Genomic DNA, 15,884 nt, shown 5'->3' with positions numbered 1-15,884 from the left:
GACTTGCCTCCGGCTTGTTGCGGCTGTCGACGGGGTCGATAATGTGCCGGGCGCCGACCACGACTTCCTCGCCCGAATGTATGAGCCCCGCTCCTGATGTGACGCGATCGAAGAGGGAGATACGCCGAGCACATCTTCCAGTTCGCGGGTCGCTTACTGGTGATCAGCTGACGTACGTTCAGTTCGTTCCCGGAAGTACTGAAAGCTCCCGTTGCCGGGAGCGGCAGCGACATATCGGAGATGGCGACGTCCATGTCTCTTCCTGACAATTTCTGTTCCTCTGCATCGACAGCCTTTTCGTTCGCATCGCTGAGCCAACTTCCAAATCACTCCGAAAAAAGGGCTGCCGTCGGGGCCCGACCGACGGCAGCCAAGGCACCTCGGGAGGAGGCTGGGGAAAGAGGCCAGGATGTCTCCGGAGAGCTTTTGGCTCGCCGAGACTCTGCTTCAGATCAGCAGAAGTTGATGAGGGGAGTTGCGCACGAGGAGTGCGTAAATCAGCGTGAACAGCCGACGCGTGGTATCCCTGTCGATGAGCACTTTGGTGGAGAGACGCTCTTTCAGGAGTTCGGCAGCCTGGTTGTGGATGCAGCGACGGCCCAAGTCGATCGCCTCCAGTCGTTCGGGCCCGGGTCGGCGGATCGCCTCGTAGTAGCTGTCGCAGATGCGGGTGTAGTCTCTCAGCAGCCGGCGGAAGGGCGTAATCGACAGGTGGTGACTGACGAGATGCGTCCCCTCGTCGTCGGCGATGTGCAGCACTAAGCGCCCATCCGCCGTTTTGATCCTCAGTCGATAAGGGCCGCCTTCATGACCGACGGGCAGGAAGCTGTTGTTCTCGAGGAGGTCGACCACCGCGAGCGCCTGTTCGCGCTCGACACGAGGGTCTCGCCGACCGAAGGATCGGTCAAGCGCGACATCGCAAAGGCGGGCACCGGTCATGAGACTGCCCTCCCCTTACATCGCCTCTACGCACAAGGCGATGCCCATGCCGCCGCCGATGCAGAGCGTGGCCAGGCCCTTCCTGGCCGACCGGCGCTTCATTTCGAACAGCAGCGTGTTGAGCACGCGCGCACCGGAAGCGCCGATCGGGTGGCCGATGGCGATCGCACCGCCGTTGACATTGACGATCGACGGATCCCAGCCGAGGTCCTGGTTGACCGCGCAGGCCTGGGCAGCAAAGGCCTCGTTGGCCTCGACCAGGTCGACGTCGCCGATCGCCCAGCCGGCTTTCTTGAGCGCCTTGCGCGATGCCGGGATCGGGCCGGTGCCCATGACCTGCGGGTCGACGCCGGCCGTTGCCCAGGAAACGATGCGAGCGAGCGGCTGGATGCCGCGCTTGGAGGCCTGTGCTTCTGTCATCAGCAAGGTAGCGGCAGCGCCGTCATTGAGTCCGGAGGCGTTGCCGGCGGTGACGGTGCCTTCCTTGTCGAAGGCCGGGCGCAACTTCTGCATCTGGTCGATCGTCGCGCCATGGCGGATATATTCGTCGGCATCGACGGTGACGTCGCCCTTGCGGGTCTTGACGATGAAGGGAATGATTTCGTCGGCAAAACGCCCGGCCTTCTGCGCGGCCTCGGCCTTGTTCTGCGAGGCGAGTGCAAACGCATCCTGCTCCTCACGGCTGAGCTGCCACTGGCGCGCGATATTTTCGGCGGTGATGCCCATGTGGTAGCCGTGCAAGGCGTCGGTCAGGCCGTCCTTGATCATCGTGTCGATCATCTTGAAGTCGCCCATCTTCACGCCGGAGCGAAGATGCGAGCAATGCGGCGCCATCGACATCGACTCCATGCCGCCGGCGACGATGATGTCCGCGTCACCGGTTGCAATCTGCTGCATGCCGAGCGCCACGGCGCGAAGACCGGAGCCGCAGAGCTGGTTCATGCCCCAGGCGGTCTTTTCCTGAGGGACGCCTGCCTTCATCGCCGCCTGGCGCGCCGGGTTCTGGCCCTCGCCGGCCTGCAGCACCTGGCCGAGGATCACCTCGTCGACCTCACCTGCTTCGACGCCTGCGCGCTCGAGCACGCCCTTGATGACGGCAGCGCCGAGCTCGTGCGCCGGCGTATTGCCGAAGGCGCCGTTGAAGGATCCGACCGCGGTGCGGGCGGCGCTGGTGATGACAATCGATGGAATGCTCATGCTGATCTCCTCTCCTCCTCGCATGAAGCCGGCAAAGCACCGGCTTCAGCCTCTCGGCAATAAGCCGCCCGCCTTAGTTGACGATGGTCGCCTCGGTGGCGCTGCGGATCTCGCCGTCGGTGACGCCTTCGGCAAGCTCGACCAGCCTCAGTCCGCCATCGACGACGTCGAGCACACCGAGATTGGTGATGATCCGATCGACGACGCTCTTACCCGTGAGCGGCAGGGTGCAGGCCTTCAGCACCTTGGATTCGCCAGCCTTGTTGGTGTGATCCATGACCACGACCACGCGCTTGACGCCGGCGACGAGGTCCATCGCCCCACCCATGCCCTTGACCAGCTTGCCCGGGATCATCCAGTTGGCGAGGTCGCCGTTCTCGGCCACTTCCATGGCGCCGAGGATCGCCATGGCGATCTTGCCGCCGCGGATCATCGCAAAGCTCTGCGCCGAGTCGAAGAAGGCCGAATGCGGTAGCGCCGTCACCGTCTGCTTGCCGGCATTGATGAGGTCGGCGTCGATCTGATCCTCGGTCGGAAACGGCCCGATGCCGAGCAGGCCGTTTTCCGACTGCAGCGTCACGTGCACGCCTTCGGGAATATAGTTAGCGACCAGCGTCGGAATGCCGATGCCGAGGTTGACATAGGTGCCGTCTTCAAGCTCGCGGGCGGCGCGCGCCGCCATCTGGTTTCTGTCCCAGGCCATCTTGTCTCTTCCCCTGTCCTTCAAGCCGCCGCGCGCGTGGTGCGCTGCTCGATGCGTTTCTCATGCTCGCCCTGGATCAGGCGATGCACGTAGATTCCCGGCAGGTGGATGTGATCAGGGTCGAGGCTGCCGGCTGGCACGATTTCCTCGACTTCGGCGACGCAGATCTTGCCGCAGGTCGCCGCCGGCGGGTTGAAGTTACGGGCGGTCTTGCGAAAGACGAGATTGCCTGAGGTGTCCGCCTTCCAGGCCTTGACGATCGACAGGTCAGCGACGATGCCAGTTTCGAGCACATGGCTCTCGCCGTTGAAGCTCTTCACTTCCTTACCCTCGGCTACAACCGTGCCGACGCCGGTCTTGGTGTAGAAGCCGGCAATCCCCGCGCCGCCCGCCCGCATGCGCTCCGCCAGCGTCCCCTGCGGATTGAACTCCAGTTCCAGCTCACCGCTCAAATATTGGCGCATGAACTCGGCGTTCTCGCCGACATAGGACGAGATCATCTTCCTGATCTGCTTCGTCTTCAGCAACACGCCTAGCCCGAAGTCGTCGACGCCGCAGTTGTTAGAGGCGATCGTCAGGTCCTTTGTGCCCGCCTCGCGAACGGCGTCGATCAACAGTTCCGGTATGCCGCAAAGGCCAAAGCCACCCGCAGCAATGAACATTCCGTCGACCAGCAGGCCTTCAAGCGCTGAACCCGCGTCAGCATAGATCTTGTTCACGTCACTCCTCCAATTTTGAAACCGATGAGCGCTCTGCCGCAAAGGGCCTAGGAGCCATGGGGCTCTAGGCGTGGCTGCTGTGAGTGCTAGCAAATTGCCGGTCACGCTATTGGTGCCGTTTTCACTCAGATATGTGAATTGTGAACACATATCCTGAATATCGGAGCCAGCCAGCGCGAAAGCGCGAATTTCACTCTGGCTATCGCGGTTCTATTCCGAAGAGACCAACGAAATGCGGGCGCGTCGGCAAGGCGCGCCCGTTGACCTTGATGGACGATCCACAATGCTAGACGTGATGAGATTGCGCCGTACCGGGCAGTGCGAGCTGGCTCCTCACCAGCTTTGTGCCGACGTCGATGAGTTGCACGAGCACGATATAGATGACGCCGACGACCAGCAGCGGTGTCAAAGGATCGAGGTACACCTTGCCGAGCACGGTCGGTCCGCCCATCAGATCGCGAACGGTAATCGCACTGGTGATTGCGGATGCCTTCACCACGGCAATCGTTTCGCTCCCAAGGTTTCCCAGGATGGATCGAACGGCAAGTGGGGCATGCACACGGAAGAACGCGCGTGTCTTTGTCATACCGACAGCGGCCGCCGCTTCCAGCAGGCCGGCGGGCACCATCCGAAGGCCGCCTCGGATCATTTCGCCGAGATAAGCAGCGTTGTTGATGGTCAGGACAAACACCGCGGTCCGGAACGGAGACGTCAGGACCAGATCCCAGAACAGGCTTCCTCTCAGCCAGGTCACCCGTGGCAGACCGTAGTAGAAGAGGAAAAGCAGGATCAGGAGCGGCACTCCGCGGAACACGAAGATGTACGCTTTGGCCGTAAACCGAATACCGGGCCTGCCGTAGACGTTCATCGACGCGAGAACGCCGCCCAGGAGAAATCCCAGGATCATGCTGAGAGCAGTAAGCGCCAACGTGACGCCCAATCCGTCCAGAACGGCCCACCAGAAGGCACTCGTCTCGAGAATAGCGAAATTCAGCATCTAGAGTGACCTCTCCATGGCCGCTTCGAACCGATGTTGAACGAAGCCCGAAAACGCCGAGATGACGAGATACATGACAGCCGCGATCAGATAGCAGACAAGCGGTTCGCGCGTGGATCCGGCGATGATACTGGTCGTACGGCTCAGTTCCGCCACTCCGATGAGCGACGCAAGAGCCGATACCTTTAACATCACGAGAAAGAGGTTGCCGAGCGCCGGCGTTGCCGAACGCAACAGCAGCGGAACCACGATCCGCCTGCGGATCTGGAAGCGGGTCATGCCTATTGCCAGTCCCGCTTCCGTGTAGCCCTTGGGAAACACAGTCATCCAGTCCTTGAAGATCACAGCGGCATAGGATCCGAACTGGATGGAAAGCGCCACCAACGCCGCAACGGCGGGATTCGTCCCTCCAACCTGAAAACCCAGAGACTGCCCCAGCGCCGTGAGAACGATATTCGAACCGTAGAACACTACGAAGATCACGATGATCTCGGGGAGACCACGGAATATGTTGATGTATGCCGCCGCCGCCAGCGACATCGGACGGGCCTGCGAGACGGCGGCGAATGCCACCGTCAAGCCGATCAGGACGCAGATGGGAAAGGACGCGGCCGACAGTCCCAAAGTGAGTGCCGCGCCCTTCGACCAAAAGCTCAAGTAGGGTGCAACGATTTCAATCATCGCACATCCCCTGTGTTAGGTTTGCCATCAGTCGATTACTTGGAGACCAGCTTGGTGTTGAAATACTTCAGACCAAGTTCGTCCACCTTCCCTGCTGCGATGACTGCGTCCAGTCCTTTGTCGATCTTGCCGACCAGATCGGCGGATCCCTTCCGGAAGAACCAGGCCCTCCCTTCACCTACATATTTGGGATCGAAGGTCGCCTCGGCCGCGAGCTTGTAGTTGCCCGTGCTCACGTAAGCTTGCTCGAGCTGGAGGTTATCGCTCTGGAAAGCGGCGATACGACCGGCGTCGAGGTCCAGCACTGCCGCATCGGCGGTGTCGTAGCCGCGGATGTCCGTGTCGGCGCCAAGCACGCCCTTGATGTAATCGTAGTAGGATTGCGTTCCGACGATTGTGCCGATCGACTGCCCTTTCAAGCCGTCAAGCCCCCTCGAAGTATCTGAGTCCTTCGGGACCAGGAATGCAAAGCCGACGCGGTAGATCATCCGTGAGGCATCGTACTTCTCGAGCCGCACCTTCGTCTTGGTAACGGTGGTACCTATCATGTCGATGGTTCCAGTCTCAAGCGCGGTGAAGATGCCGTCCCACGGCACATTCGAAAGTTCGCAGTCCGCCTTGATCTCAGCGCAGACAGCCTTGATCAGGTCGATCTCGAAACCAGACATCTCGCCATTGGCATCGACATAGGCGAATGGCTTGTAAGCGGCATCAATGCCGATCTTGATCGTTTCGTCGGCATGAGCGGAGGAAAACGACCCGAAGCTCACAGCGGCGGCGAAGACAGTCGACGACAAAATCTTGAACATTTTCATCTTAGGTTCCCCTTTTCTTGATGTTGACTAGGATCGATACCTTTGAAGGAAGGACCCGAGCGCTTCCGACTTCGGAGATTTGAGGATTTCGGAGGGCGCGCCTCGCTCTTCGATATTGCCCTTCGAGAGGAAGACCACCTCGGAGGAGACCTCAAGCGCGAACTGCATCTCGTGGGTAACGATGATCATCGTCCTCCCCTCCGAGGCCAGGCTCTTCATGACGCGCAGAACTTCGCCGACGAGTTCGGGATCGAGCGCCGATGTCGGCTCGTCAAACAGCAGTATCTCGGGTTCCATGGCGAGTGCTCGCGCGATGGCGACGCGTTGCTGCTGCCCGCCCGAAAGCTGAGACGGATAATGATCGATGCGGCCCGCGAGACCGACCTTCTCCAGATAGCCAAGCGCCCTGTCGCGCGCTTCTCTCTTTGAGATCCCGAGAACCTGGACCGGGCCCTCCATCACGTTCTCGATCGCATTGCGATGGGGCCAGAGATTGAAGGATTGGAACACCATTCCGACCTTGCGGCGCAAGGCAATCAGATCGGCATTGTTTTTCCTCGTCCGGCGTACACCGCCCATCGCGGGAAATACTATGCCGTCGAGGACAATCTCGCCGGCCGACGGTTCCTCAAGAAAGTTAATGCAGCGGATGAGCGTGCTTTTGCCGGATCCGGAGCTACCGATCAGCGTAACGATGTCGCCTTTGGCGGCCTGAATACCGACACCTTTCAACACCTCCAAAGACCCGAACGACTTCCGCAGATTGCGGACTTCCAGCAGCGGCTCTCGCGGCAATGAAGAACTTGGGTTCACACTCATTCCCCTTTTTCAGCTGCGCACGCTTGAGCTCGCTGAAACAGCCCGATCAACTCGACGCAGCAGACTATTTGCCTATTGGCTATTGCTCTATCCCAGCGCCTGCATGCTCGTTTACTGCTGTCGTTCGTTCAATTGATCTTTTGTGCCCGACACGTGAATCCGATTCACAATTATACGCGTCAGACCGCGCGGCCGCGCGAGCCTCTGCAACATTCGGATCTTCGCCCGTTTAGCGAAGAGGCACACAGGAAAGTGAACCTGCGTTTTCCAGGCACCAGCGGTCTGGAGTTGGAGGTCTCTCTTTGGTGAATTCTGCTCACAAGAATGCGTGCGGATTCACTTGTTCTTCTTCCTCCGGCGCCGTTCTCTGGATTCCCTGTGAGTTCAACGATTTTGGAAAGGTCTCCCGATGAACATCTCTGTGCCACTTGAACGCAAGGTCGCCTTGGTAACAGGATCGACGAGCGGCATTGGGTTGGCAATTGGTCGGATGCTGGCTGCCAATGGGGCCGACGTGGCGTTAAACGGCTTCGCCTCCTCTGAAGAGATAGCAGCGATTGAAAACGACATCGGCAAAGAGACCGGCCGCCGGGCAAAGCATTTTGGTCACGACCTGTCGAACCTCAAGGAAGCGGGCGATCTGGTCGGGGCTGTAACCGCCGCACTCGGCAGAGTGGATATTCTGGTCAACAATGCCGGTGCGCAGCACCTGGCGGACATCGATGAGTTCCCGGATGAGCAATGGCAGCGCCTTATTGCGATCAATCTGACTGCAGCCTTCGCGACCACGCGGGCGGTCTGGCCACAGATGAAAGAGCGCGGCTGGGGTCGAATTATAAACACGGCTTCGACACTCGCGTTCACCGCTGAAGCGCGCAAATCCGGCTACGTGGCGACGAAGCATGGCATTCTTGGATTGACGAGAGAAGCCGCTCTCGAAGGCGCTCAACTCGGGATCACCTGCAATGCCGTGTGTCCGGCATGGGTCCTGACGCCGCTAGTCGCAAAGCAGGTCGAGGCGAAAGCTGATGAGCTTCAATACTCCTTTGATGAAGCCGCCCGGAATTATTTCCTGACGGATATGCCCACCCGCCGCTTCGTGGAGACGGACGAGATTGCCGCCGGCGTTCTGTTCCTGTGCTCTGATGCTGCCAAGTCAATTACCGGCATTGCCCTTCCCATCGATGGTGGGAGCCTGGTCATCTGAGCGCCACACGCGATTCAGACGCCAGAGCCCGGTCGGAAAGCCTAAAAACGTGGCGCCGCGTTGGACGCCACATATTCTGGTTGCCGTGAGCGTTGCGGCTTCATGTTGAGCCGCAACGCTCAATGCGTTATCCGCGGGACCTGAGATTGAGCAACGCCCGCGTTTCTGACGCAGAGCGAATTTTCGCGCCCATCGCTTCGGCGACCTGGCGGGCCTTCGCTACCAACTGGGCATTCGTCGCAAGGACGCCGCGCTCGAGGTAGAGGTTATCTTCCAGACCGACGCGAATGTTCCCTCCCATCAGCACCGCTTGTGCGGCCATGGGAAGCTGCATGGCGCCGAGTCCGAATCCAGCCCATATGGCACCGGCCGGCAAGGCATTACGCATCGCCATCATCGCATCCGGTGTAGCGGGGGCCCCATATTTGATCCCGAGGCAAAGCTGGAAGAGTGCCGGCTGCGAAATGCGCCCTTCCTTGATCAACTGTTTTGCCAGTTCGATATGGCCAAGCTCGAAGACTTCGATCTCCGGAAGGACGGACGCATGTTTGTAGCTGTCCGCCATTGCGCGTAGCCAGGTCGGTGTCGTCGCGTAGAGAGAGTCGTCGAAGTTCAACGAGCCGGTGTCGAGGCTGGCGATTTCGGGCTTCAGTTCCAGGATGTGTTCCATACGCTGGGCCGGGCCGACGAAGTCCGTTCCGACGGCCGGAGGAAGTGGGGAGTCTGCGGAGCTGAACAGGATCTCACCGCCCATGCCACCGGTGAGGTTGATGATCACGTCCTTGTTGCGCTCACGGATGATCGTAACGAGCTCACGATAGAGGCCGATGTCCCGGCTACCTAGACGGGTTTCGGGATCGCGGACGTGAAGATGAACAATCGCTGCACCCGCCTCATGCGCTTCGAGCGCGCTATCGGCGATTTCCAAAGGCGTGACCGGCACATGCGGGCTCTTGCCTGCGAAGTCGCCGCCGCCTGTCACGGCGCAAGTAATGAATGGTTCGCGGTTCATGTTTGTCTCCGATGATTGACGTGACTTGCCACCCAGCGTCGCCGACCCTGACGAAGGATCAGCACCGCGCCGTTGAAACAAAACGCTTGGTCGGGAAGGCTGCTTGAGAAGCCTCGTTCACTGTGAAGCGTATCCATAGCTAGCGGAGATTCCCGCTCTGGGGACAAGTGAAAGTTGGCGACTGAAACTTGAATGAGATTGACAATTCCCGGGTGGGGGACAGAGGTGGGATCCGTTTGGGAAAAGTCGCGCGAACTCGCGCAGAGTGACAATGGCGGGGTCGCCGCACTGGAGAATATCAGCGCCAACGGGGCTTCCCACCCTGCACGACGATTCCTTCGCCGAGAAGTATTGTCAACTCTGCCAGTTGACAGAGAAGGCGATGAACGGGGGCGAAGCTAATCTTTGGGAACGCCGATCTTAATGGTGCCGGGAAGCGATTGCAGCCATTGCGCAAAACAAAGGGCGCTGCGCGGAACCGGTCGGTTCTTGGGCGTAAGCAGCAGGTATGACTTCTCCTCCTCGATCGCCACAGTCGACAATGAGACGAGCGTCTTCGCCCTCAACTGAGAAAGGACGACGCTGCGAGGCAAGAGCGCCACGCCCTCACCTGCGAGACAGGCGGCCAAGGTCAAGTTGCCGTCCGGAAAGATCGTGCCTGTCTCAGACAGCTGCGGATCGACATCAAAATCAATCGAAACCTTCTTGAGCCAGAGACCCCAGAACTTCCGATCATCATCGTGTAACAGCGTCAGACGCGTAAGATCTGTCGGGTCCTGGTAGTTGTTGCGTTGCAGATACTCTGGCGAGGCGACGGGTACCGTGGTCCCGTCCAGTAGCGGGATGGCAACGAAATCGGGAAAGTCGCTGGGGTTGCCATGCTGAATGGCGACATCCACTGAAACGGGGTCCAGTATCTTCGCTGCCCTCGCATACTGGATAGCGACCTGCACGTCCGGGAACTTCCCCCAGAAGTCGTGCATCTGCGGCATCAGCCAAGCGACCGCAAACATCGGCAGGCACGACACCCGCACCATGGGGGAGGAACTGCGCTGTCGCAGCAGTTCCGTCTCGGCGTTGATGCTCTCGAACGCGTCACAGACCTTGAGCTTGTAGCGCTCGCCCGCCTCGGTCAGCCGGATACCGCGACCATTGCGTTCGATGAGCTGAATACCAATCCAGTCTTCGAGTTTTCTGATCTGATGGCTGACCGCCGAATGAGAGACACAGAGTTCTTCTGCAGCGCGCGTCACGCTTTGCATTCGCGCGACGGCCTCAAAGGATCGAAGTGATTGCAACGGCGGGAGCTTCATGGCCACTCGTCTATCATATTCACATGTCGAGGTGCAATACGAACCGGTCAGGAGAGGGGTTTCATTGTACATCTCGAAGCCAACGCAGGTGATCTGAGCGACCAAACGATGGGCACGATCGGACTTCTGCATTCGACAAGCGTTGAGGAGTTCCGGCAACGCCGGCGCAGGATCAGTTGGAGCGACACTGAATGAACAAAGCGATTTCGAAAGTCACCTGCGTGGGCGCCGGCCTGATCGGCTCGGGTTGGGCGGCGCACTTCATGCGGGCTGGCCTGGATGTGACTGTTCACGACCAGTCAGCTGAACGTGAGGGCTATTTGAGGCAGTCCCTGGACAAAGCCATGCCGTCACTGGTGGAGTTGGGACTCGCACCTGGAGCCTCGCCGTCTCGAGTTAAGTTCACAACTGATCTTCACGAGGCGCTCGCCGATTGCCACTTCGTTCAGGAAAGCGCAACGGAAGACGTCGATGCCAAGATCGCTTTGATCGCAGAGATAGATGCCTTCGCGCCGCCGGAAGCCGTTATCGCATCGAGCTCATCCGGGTTCATGGCGGCCGATCTGAGGCGTCAGGCGAAACATGGCGAACGGATCATTATCGGCCACCCCTTCAATCCACCGTACCTGGTCCCGCTTGTGGAGTTGGCTGGTGGAGATGTGGCCAAAGAGGCGATCACCGTTGCGACCGATTTCTACAAGAAGACCGGCTGCGAAGTCGTGGAGCTGGCACGGGAAATCGACGGCTATATCGGCAACCGCATCCAGTTTGCCGTGTTCCGCGAGATTCTATACCTGCTGTCACAGGGGGTCGCGGATATCGAGGCCATCGACAGAGCGATTGTCGCGGGTCCGGCTATCAGATGGGCAGTGATGGGTCCTTCTTCCGTGTTCTATCTCGGCGCCCGTGATCCTTCGCTCTATCAGGAGTTTGTTGATCTGCTCGCGCATGAGATGGAAAGCGGCTACACCGCGCCTGCGTGCTTCAAGCCGGACAAGGCGCTGATGAATGCTTACGCCGAGGAAGTCTGCCGAGGAATCGGATCCGAAGGCCAAGACGGCCTGATCGCTCTGCGCAACGAAGGCATCGCCAAGATCAGGGTGCTTCTTGAAGGTCTCAGGACCCGCGGCGGTGATGTCCGATGAGTTGGATTGTGACCTGGGAGGGAACGGTCGAACGCGATTGGCTCGACGAGCTCGATCACGTCAATTTTCTCCAGTATCAGCGCATTGCTGATTTTGCCTCGTTGGGCATCTGGCACCGCGCAAAAGGGCTGCCGGAGACCCGTCTGGAGTTCGTCATGACCGAGACACAGGTCCGTTATATCCGAGAGCTGCGTCTCGGAATGCCCGTAGAAGTGATCTCAGCACTGGTTGCGTTCGACAGCAAGAGATTCCAGCTGCTCCATCACATCAGAAGCGGCGAGGAGTTGATGTGCACTGTCGAGACGCTCAATTTGTGTTTTGACCCCGACAGCCGCAGGGTGGCGAACTTCAGCGATGACATTGCCAGCCACTTTTTGACCTGGCCAACGCCGCCGGCGGACGTCGTGCCGAAGCTCTCGATGACACGCAAGCAGGGGTAGCTGATCAGACGATGCGTGGTGGGCGTTGCTGCTGCGTCGTTCTTGAGCTCGAAAGACAAACCAAACCGATAGCGTGTATTGCTCTCAATAGCATCAGCCTTGGCCCATGAGGCCGCGTTCCACCCGATGAGTGTAAAGCACAACACGACACGTCGGTGGCCTGAAAATTGGCGGTCTGGCATGAACGTCGCTGTGATTGCTGGCTCTGGAACCTAGTTCCAGTACGAGCCAGGAAACATGATGCCCTGATCAACGAGCGCCTTGAACTTGTAATCGGGGCAATTGTCAGCGTCGGCTGGACATTCCCGGCTGATCGTCTGCTCTGCGACGCGGCCAAGTCCGACGCGGCCCCAGCATCTTCACCTGCGGCGGCGATCCGAACGCCGTCAGCCTATGCTCGATGCCCCGGAAAGATCGCAGTGGCGATCATCATCAATCCCGGAATGACGGCGAGCAGAATCTAGTCGCCGTCATGACCGAGGGCCTCCGCCGATGGTGATCAGGCGCGATCGCTCCGCACCGTCGCCGCGCATGCGCTGGCTCGCGTCGATCAGAAGGCCGAGCAACAGCGCCTGTTTATAGCGCAGACCGGCCTTGACGATCAGGCCCCCTAGCTCGATCTTCTCGCGCGTGTCCTTCTCTCGCGCTTCCCTCGAGGTCGTCCGGCGCATCCTCACAAGCCTCGCCACCCTGAGCGGCGCGGACTCGCCATTTCCGGATTGCAACGCGCCGCTCCATCCGCGCGCCTGTGTTCCCTCGCCCGCCTTGCTAGCGAATTTCTAGCTGGCGACATGGGAGTTTCTCACCACGAAGCTGCTCCAGCGGCGGCTCGCCATACCGCCGTCGTCAAATCGAAAATGATGATCGTGGAAAAAGGGCAGGATGAGCGGCATGGGCTGCCCGGCGAGCAAGGCCTTATGACTGCCTCTTCCAGAGTATGTCGCACCTGTAAGCGCGTTGCGATACCGCAAACACTTGCCCTCAGCACGACGGAGATGCGAAATGGCACCACAACCGTTGGAGACTAGCACTACTTTGGCAGAATTGCTTTTAGCGTTCGGAAGCGAATTCGGCAGTGTGGACATCGCTCTGGAACTGCCGATGGTAAAAGCGCGTTTATGACCGCGCGTCGGATGGCTGGCAGTGTCGGTTTAGGCGGGCCGTGTCTCTTCCTTCCCGCTTTGCCTTGTGTAGGCGTTGATGTTGCAGGAAGGCATAAGCGATCATGGTCATCAGTGCGTGTCGATGCAGACCTTGCCATGATCGACCCTCGAAGTGGTCGAGACCGCGTTCTTCCTTCATTTGCTGATGGGCCTGCTCGCAGACCCATCGCGCTTTGATGGCAGCCGCGAGAGCTTTCGAGGTCGTATCTGCTGGCAGATTGGAGAGGTAATGTTTGCGCTCGTCGTTTGAGCGCCATTCACCAACGAGCCATGCTTCCTCGCCCGGCATGTGCTGCTGCCCCTTGTCGAGGATGCGTTGCGGGTTGCCGTCAGCAATGCGAATGCGTAGGGCAGCGAAGCGTGCGGTCAGGCGACCTTTCGTGCCGTGCCGCCAACTGACCTTCTTCCAGACGGCTCCTTCCAGGATCGTTTCGGCTGCCGTCGATAGGGTGTCGGGGATCGAATGCTTGCGCGGCCTTCCATGGCCGGCGACAGGAAAGATCAGTGCAACATGGGTGGCAAAGCTGTGCCGCAGCGTATGCACCGTCACGCGCTTGTCGATCCCGGCGGCAATCCGTGCCGAACGGCAAGCCGTATGCAGAACCTGAACATGGATCGGTCCGTTTCCGTCACGTCGCGGAAACAGCCACACCGGCGGCCTCGCCAGCCGCCAGTAGACCCGCAGGATGCCGAGCAGTTGCGCTGACAGCATGACATTGCGGTCCTTGCCGCCCTTGCCGTGTTCGACCCGGATGACGCCGCGGTCGCTATCGACGTCGCTGACCTTTAGCCCGACAGCTTCCGAGGCACGCAGCCCCGCGGCATAGGCTGTCGTCAACGCCGTCCGTGTCTTCAGGCTCGGTACCGCCTCGAGGAACCGGACGATCTCGTCGCTGCTGAGGACCGTCGGCAGCTTGCCGGGTGTGCGGGCGTAGGCGATCCGCTCCGGTATCTCCGCATGGCCGAGCGTCACGCCGTAGAAGAACCGCAAGGCACAAACCGTCTGGTTCAGCGCCGGCCAGGAAATGCCGGTCGACACCAGATGAACCTGGAAGGCGCGCACGTCCTCCAGCCCGAGACGGTCAGGCGACCGCCCGAAATACCGCGAGAACTTAGCAGCCGCATGAGATAGGACCGTTGCCGGCGATAAATTCCGGATCGTCATGTCCTCGATCATACGCCGGCGCAGAGGGCTGATCTCTGTCATCGTCATTCTCCTGTTCAAAGGTGGGCTTCACAGGCCAATCCTTCAAAACGGGAGCATCATGCGCAAATCCTTGCTCCAAATGCCGCGTCAGCGGCTTCGTTCAATCCTGAATGTCGATCGGGCCTAGTCGTCCGCCATCTCGAGCGAGTAGCCGATCGACCTGACGGTACGAATGACGCTTCCGGGCGAGGCCGTCTTCAGCGCCTTTCTGATCCGGCTGATGTGGACGTGGACGGTGCGTGCACCGACATGAATATTGTCCGGCCACGCCGCGTTGATCAGTTCATCGCGGCTGAAGACCTTGCTCGGAGCCTCAAGCAAATGCCGCAGCACGTTGAACTCGATCGGTCCAAGATGAATGTCGCGGCCATTACCGCGAACTCGATGGGCATCGAGCTTCATCTCAAGGCTGCCGCAGCAGATCCAGCTGCCGTTTTCAATCCCGTTTGAACCCGACTTCGGCAGCGCCAGCTTCGTCCGTAGACAGTCAAGCAGCTTGGCCGGCGCGATCGGCCGAACAAAACTCTCGTCAATGCCTGCCTTTAAAAGTTCGAGGTGCTGGTTCTCAGCTCCGGGCGCGATCAGGGCAATAACGGGCAGGCCGCCGGTCCGGGGCTCCTTCTTGAGCCGGGCGCAGATTGTAAAGTCTATCGCGCTTGCTGGCCCGCAGTCCAGCACTACCGCATGAAGCTCCTTTTCATCGGCCAATGCGAGTGCTTCCTTGACGCCGTCTGCCGGCTCACTTGTGAAGCCGTCCACCCCCAGAATGTGGCTGAGAAACAGATATAACTCCGCATCTTGCGAACAGATCAGGACCAGTGGCTTCATCAGCGCTATCCCAACGACCAAATCGGCCTCGACCGCCCCGGTTGAGTGGGCTGGCCATCGCATGTCCCCAAAGTGATCGCTTTGCTCATGACGGCTATCACACCGTCGACCAGTTCCGCACCCGCCCGTGCGAGTTTGCAAAGTGTGCTGAAGCCGAACGGATGGACGTCGCGAAGGGTCTTCGACAGAATCACCAACCGCCCCGTCGTGAGAACCACGTGGCGGAAGCCCTCATGGCTCATCATCATGATCGACGATGCCACCCGACCGGAGCGCTGCTCGATCGCGAGCTCCCCGCATGTGTAGCAAATCTGGAGCCTCAATAGCACGTCCGGGACAGGAGCGCCGATGATCGGGATCTCACGGCACGGCTTGTTGGTGACTATGAAGTCGGCCAGCAGCTCAGCATCCGCCTTCCCGCGATCCATAGGAATCCTGAGCGCGGATCAGCCGCATAAGGCATTGAGGAAAGGTGTCGCAAGGGCTGCCTCGTCCTTGTTCACAGCGGGCCATCCGCAGTAACTTTTGGTGTTCTCATCGTTAATCCTCGAAGGATTTCTTTTCCGGTGGCGTCTGCCTCCGTCAGCACTTTGCGCAGCTAGTGCCGCCCACGCCAGCGTCCAACCGCTATTCTGCCGGTCTGGCCCCGCGGTTTTACAGCATAACGTCGGTCCACGCGCCTACCCATGCTAGTAGTGT

14 protein-coding genes and 4 pseudogenes are annotated in these 15,884 nt (G+C 59.7%); 3 read left to right on the top strand and 15 right to left on the bottom strand.

All coding sequences use genetic code 11. From position 1 onward, the window contains the following. Positions 1-447: 447 nt before the first annotated feature. The 8 genes from QN219_RS23210 to QN219_RS23175 all read right to left on the bottom strand — a co-directional run bounded on the left by QN219_RS23210 (position 448) and on the right by QN219_RS23175 (position 6,870). Entirely contained in the window at positions 448-939 is a 492-nt protein-coding gene (locus QN219_RS23210; RefSeq protein WP_284002434.1) for a UPF0262 family protein, read from the bottom strand. 15 nt (positions 940-954) lie between these two features. Beyond that, positions 955-2,136, bottom strand: a complete 1,182-nt coding sequence (locus QN219_RS23205; protein WP_284002432.1) for an acetyl-CoA C-acetyltransferase — start codon at positions 2,134-2,136, stop codon at positions 955-957. 73 nt (positions 2,137-2,209) lie between these two features. Then, entirely contained in the window at positions 2,210-2,839 is a 630-nt protein-coding gene (locus tag QN219_RS23200; protein ID WP_284002430.1) for a 3-oxoacid CoA-transferase subunit B, read from the bottom strand. A 20-nt stretch (positions 2,840-2,859) separates the two neighbouring features. Then, complete coding sequence (locus QN219_RS23195; RefSeq protein WP_284002429.1) at positions 2,860-3,558, bottom strand: CoA transferase subunit A; 699 nt, start codon at positions 3,556-3,558, stop codon at positions 2,860-2,862. Between the two features lie 286 nt (positions 3,559-3,844). Beyond that, positions 3,845-4,555, bottom strand: coding sequence for an ABC transporter permease subunit (locus tag QN219_RS23190; RefSeq protein ID WP_284002428.1), 711 nt, complete (start codon positions 4,553-4,555; stop codon positions 3,845-3,847). Then, positions 4,556-5,236, bottom strand: coding sequence for an ABC transporter permease subunit (locus QN219_RS23185; protein ID WP_284002426.1), 681 nt, complete (start codon positions 5,234-5,236; stop codon positions 4,556-4,558). It lies immediately after the preceding gene. A gap of 35 nt (positions 5,237-5,271) precedes the next feature. After that, positions 5,272-6,051 (bottom strand): ABC transporter substrate-binding protein, encoded by a 780-nt coding sequence (locus tag QN219_RS23180; protein ID WP_284002424.1) that lies wholly within the window; start codon positions 6,049-6,051, stop codon positions 5,272-5,274. Between the two features lie 27 nt (positions 6,052-6,078). Next, complete coding sequence (locus QN219_RS23175; protein WP_284002422.1) at positions 6,079-6,870, bottom strand: amino acid ABC transporter ATP-binding protein; 792 nt, start codon at positions 6,868-6,870, stop codon at positions 6,079-6,081. A 409-nt stretch (positions 6,871-7,279) separates the two neighbouring features. Between QN219_RS23175 and QN219_RS23170 the strand changes: the two genes are divergently transcribed. Next, positions 7,280-8,077, top strand: a complete 798-nt coding sequence (locus tag QN219_RS23170) for a 3-hydroxybutyrate dehydrogenase (protein ID WP_284002421.1) — start codon at positions 7,280-7,282, stop codon at positions 8,075-8,077. Positions 8,078-8,204: 127 nt separating this feature from the next. On the opposite strand, the gene QN219_RS23165 is transcribed toward QN219_RS23170, so the two are convergent. Further along, the gene (locus QN219_RS23165; protein WP_284002419.1) at positions 8,205-9,089 is read right to left on the bottom strand and encodes a 3-keto-5-aminohexanoate cleavage protein; all 885 of its coding nucleotides are present in this window, start codon (positions 9,087-9,089) and stop codon (positions 8,205-8,207) included. A gap of 398 nt (positions 9,090-9,487) precedes the next feature. Then, entirely contained in the window at positions 9,488-10,402 is a 915-nt protein-coding gene (locus QN219_RS23160) for a LysR substrate-binding domain-containing protein (protein ID WP_284002461.1), read from the bottom strand. Between the two features lie 191 nt (positions 10,403-10,593). On the opposite strand from QN219_RS23160, the gene QN219_RS23155 reads away from it, so the two are divergent. Together QN219_RS23155 and QN219_RS23150 are read left to right on the top strand one after the other, a co-directional pair. Beyond that, on the top strand, positions 10,594-11,547 hold the full coding sequence (locus QN219_RS23155; protein ID WP_284002418.1) for a 3-hydroxyacyl-CoA dehydrogenase NAD-binding domain-containing protein: 954 nt from the start codon (positions 10,594-10,596) through the stop codon (positions 11,545-11,547). 8 nt (positions 11,548-11,555) lie between these two features. Further along, positions 11,556-11,987 carry a thioesterase family protein gene (locus QN219_RS23150; protein ID WP_284002417.1) on the top strand — a complete coding sequence of 144 codons (432 nt, stop codon included), beginning with the start codon at positions 11,556-11,558 and terminating at the stop codon, positions 11,985-11,987. A gap of 460 nt (positions 11,988-12,447) precedes the next feature. Here the strand turns inward: QN219_RS23150 and traD are convergent. The 5 genes and pseudogenes from traD to QN219_RS23125 all read right to left on the bottom strand — a co-directional run bounded on the left by traD (position 12,448) and on the right by QN219_RS23125 (position 15,730). Further along, positions 12,448-12,658 (bottom strand): annotated as a pseudogene (gene traD / locus QN219_RS23145) (conjugal transfer protein TraD). A 493-nt stretch (positions 12,659-13,151) separates the two neighbouring features. Continuing rightward, positions 13,152-14,123 (bottom strand): annotated as a pseudogene (locus QN219_RS34230) (tyrosine-type recombinase/integrase); the annotation flags it as partial. Next, positions 14,124-14,327 (bottom strand): annotated as a pseudogene (locus QN219_RS34225) (phage integrase N-terminal SAM-like domain-containing protein); the annotation flags it as partial. It lies immediately after the preceding pseudogene. 153 nt (positions 14,328-14,480) lie between these two features. Further along, entirely contained in the window at positions 14,481-15,065 is a 585-nt protein-coding gene (locus QN219_RS23130) for a response regulator transcription factor (RefSeq protein WP_284002415.1), read from the bottom strand. A gap of 125 nt (positions 15,066-15,190) precedes the next feature. Beyond that, positions 15,191-15,730, bottom strand: a pseudogene (locus QN219_RS23125) (NifX-associated nitrogen fixation protein). Positions 15,731-15,884 lie beyond the last annotated feature (154 nt).

Origin of the sequence: Sinorhizobium sp. 8-89, assembly GCF_030124325.1 — a bacterium.
In the GTDB taxonomy this organism is placed as follows: domain Bacteria; phylum Pseudomonadota; class Alphaproteobacteria; order Rhizobiales; family Rhizobiaceae; genus Sinorhizobium.
Note: the sequence above shows the minus strand (reverse complement) of the source record. Positions and strands in the feature narration are given on the sequence as shown.

Coding starts and splice junctions, on each gene's coding strand:
- QN219_RS23210 (WP_284002434.1), bottom strand. CDS start 939: ATGACCGGTGCCCGCCTTTGCGATGTCGCGCTTGACCGATCCTTCGGT.
- QN219_RS23205 (WP_284002432.1), bottom strand. CDS start 2,136: ATGAGCATTCCATCGATTGTCATCACCAGCGCCGCCCGCACCGCGGTC.
- QN219_RS23200 (WP_284002430.1), bottom strand. CDS start 2,839: ATGGCCTGGGACAGAAACCAGATGGCGGCGCGCGCCGCCCGCGAGCTT.
- QN219_RS23190 (WP_284002428.1), bottom strand. CDS start 4,555: ATGCTGAATTTCGCTATTCTCGAGACGAGTGCCTTCTGGTGGGCCGTT.
- QN219_RS23185 (WP_284002426.1), bottom strand. CDS start 5,236: ATGATTGAAATCGTTGCACCCTACTTGAGCTTTTGGTCGAAGGGCGCG.
- QN219_RS23180 (WP_284002424.1), bottom strand. CDS start 6,051: ATGAAAATGTTCAAGATTTTGTCGTCGACTGTCTTCGCCGCCGCTGTG.
- QN219_RS23175 (WP_284002422.1), bottom strand. CDS start 6,870: ATGAGTGTGAACCCAAGTTCTTCATTGCCGCGAGAGCCGCTGCTGGAA.
- QN219_RS23170 (WP_284002421.1), top strand. CDS start 7,280: ATGAACATCTCTGTGCCACTTGAACGCAAGGTCGCCTTGGTAACAGGA.
- QN219_RS23165 (WP_284002419.1), bottom strand. CDS start 9,089: ATGAACCGCGAACCATTCATTACTTGCGCCGTGACAGGCGGCGGCGAC.
- QN219_RS23160 (WP_284002461.1), bottom strand. CDS start 10,402: ATGAAGCTCCCGCCGTTGCAATCACTTCGATCCTTTGAGGCCGTCGCG.
- QN219_RS23155 (WP_284002418.1), top strand. CDS start 10,594: ATGAACAAAGCGATTTCGAAAGTCACCTGCGTGGGCGCCGGCCTGATC.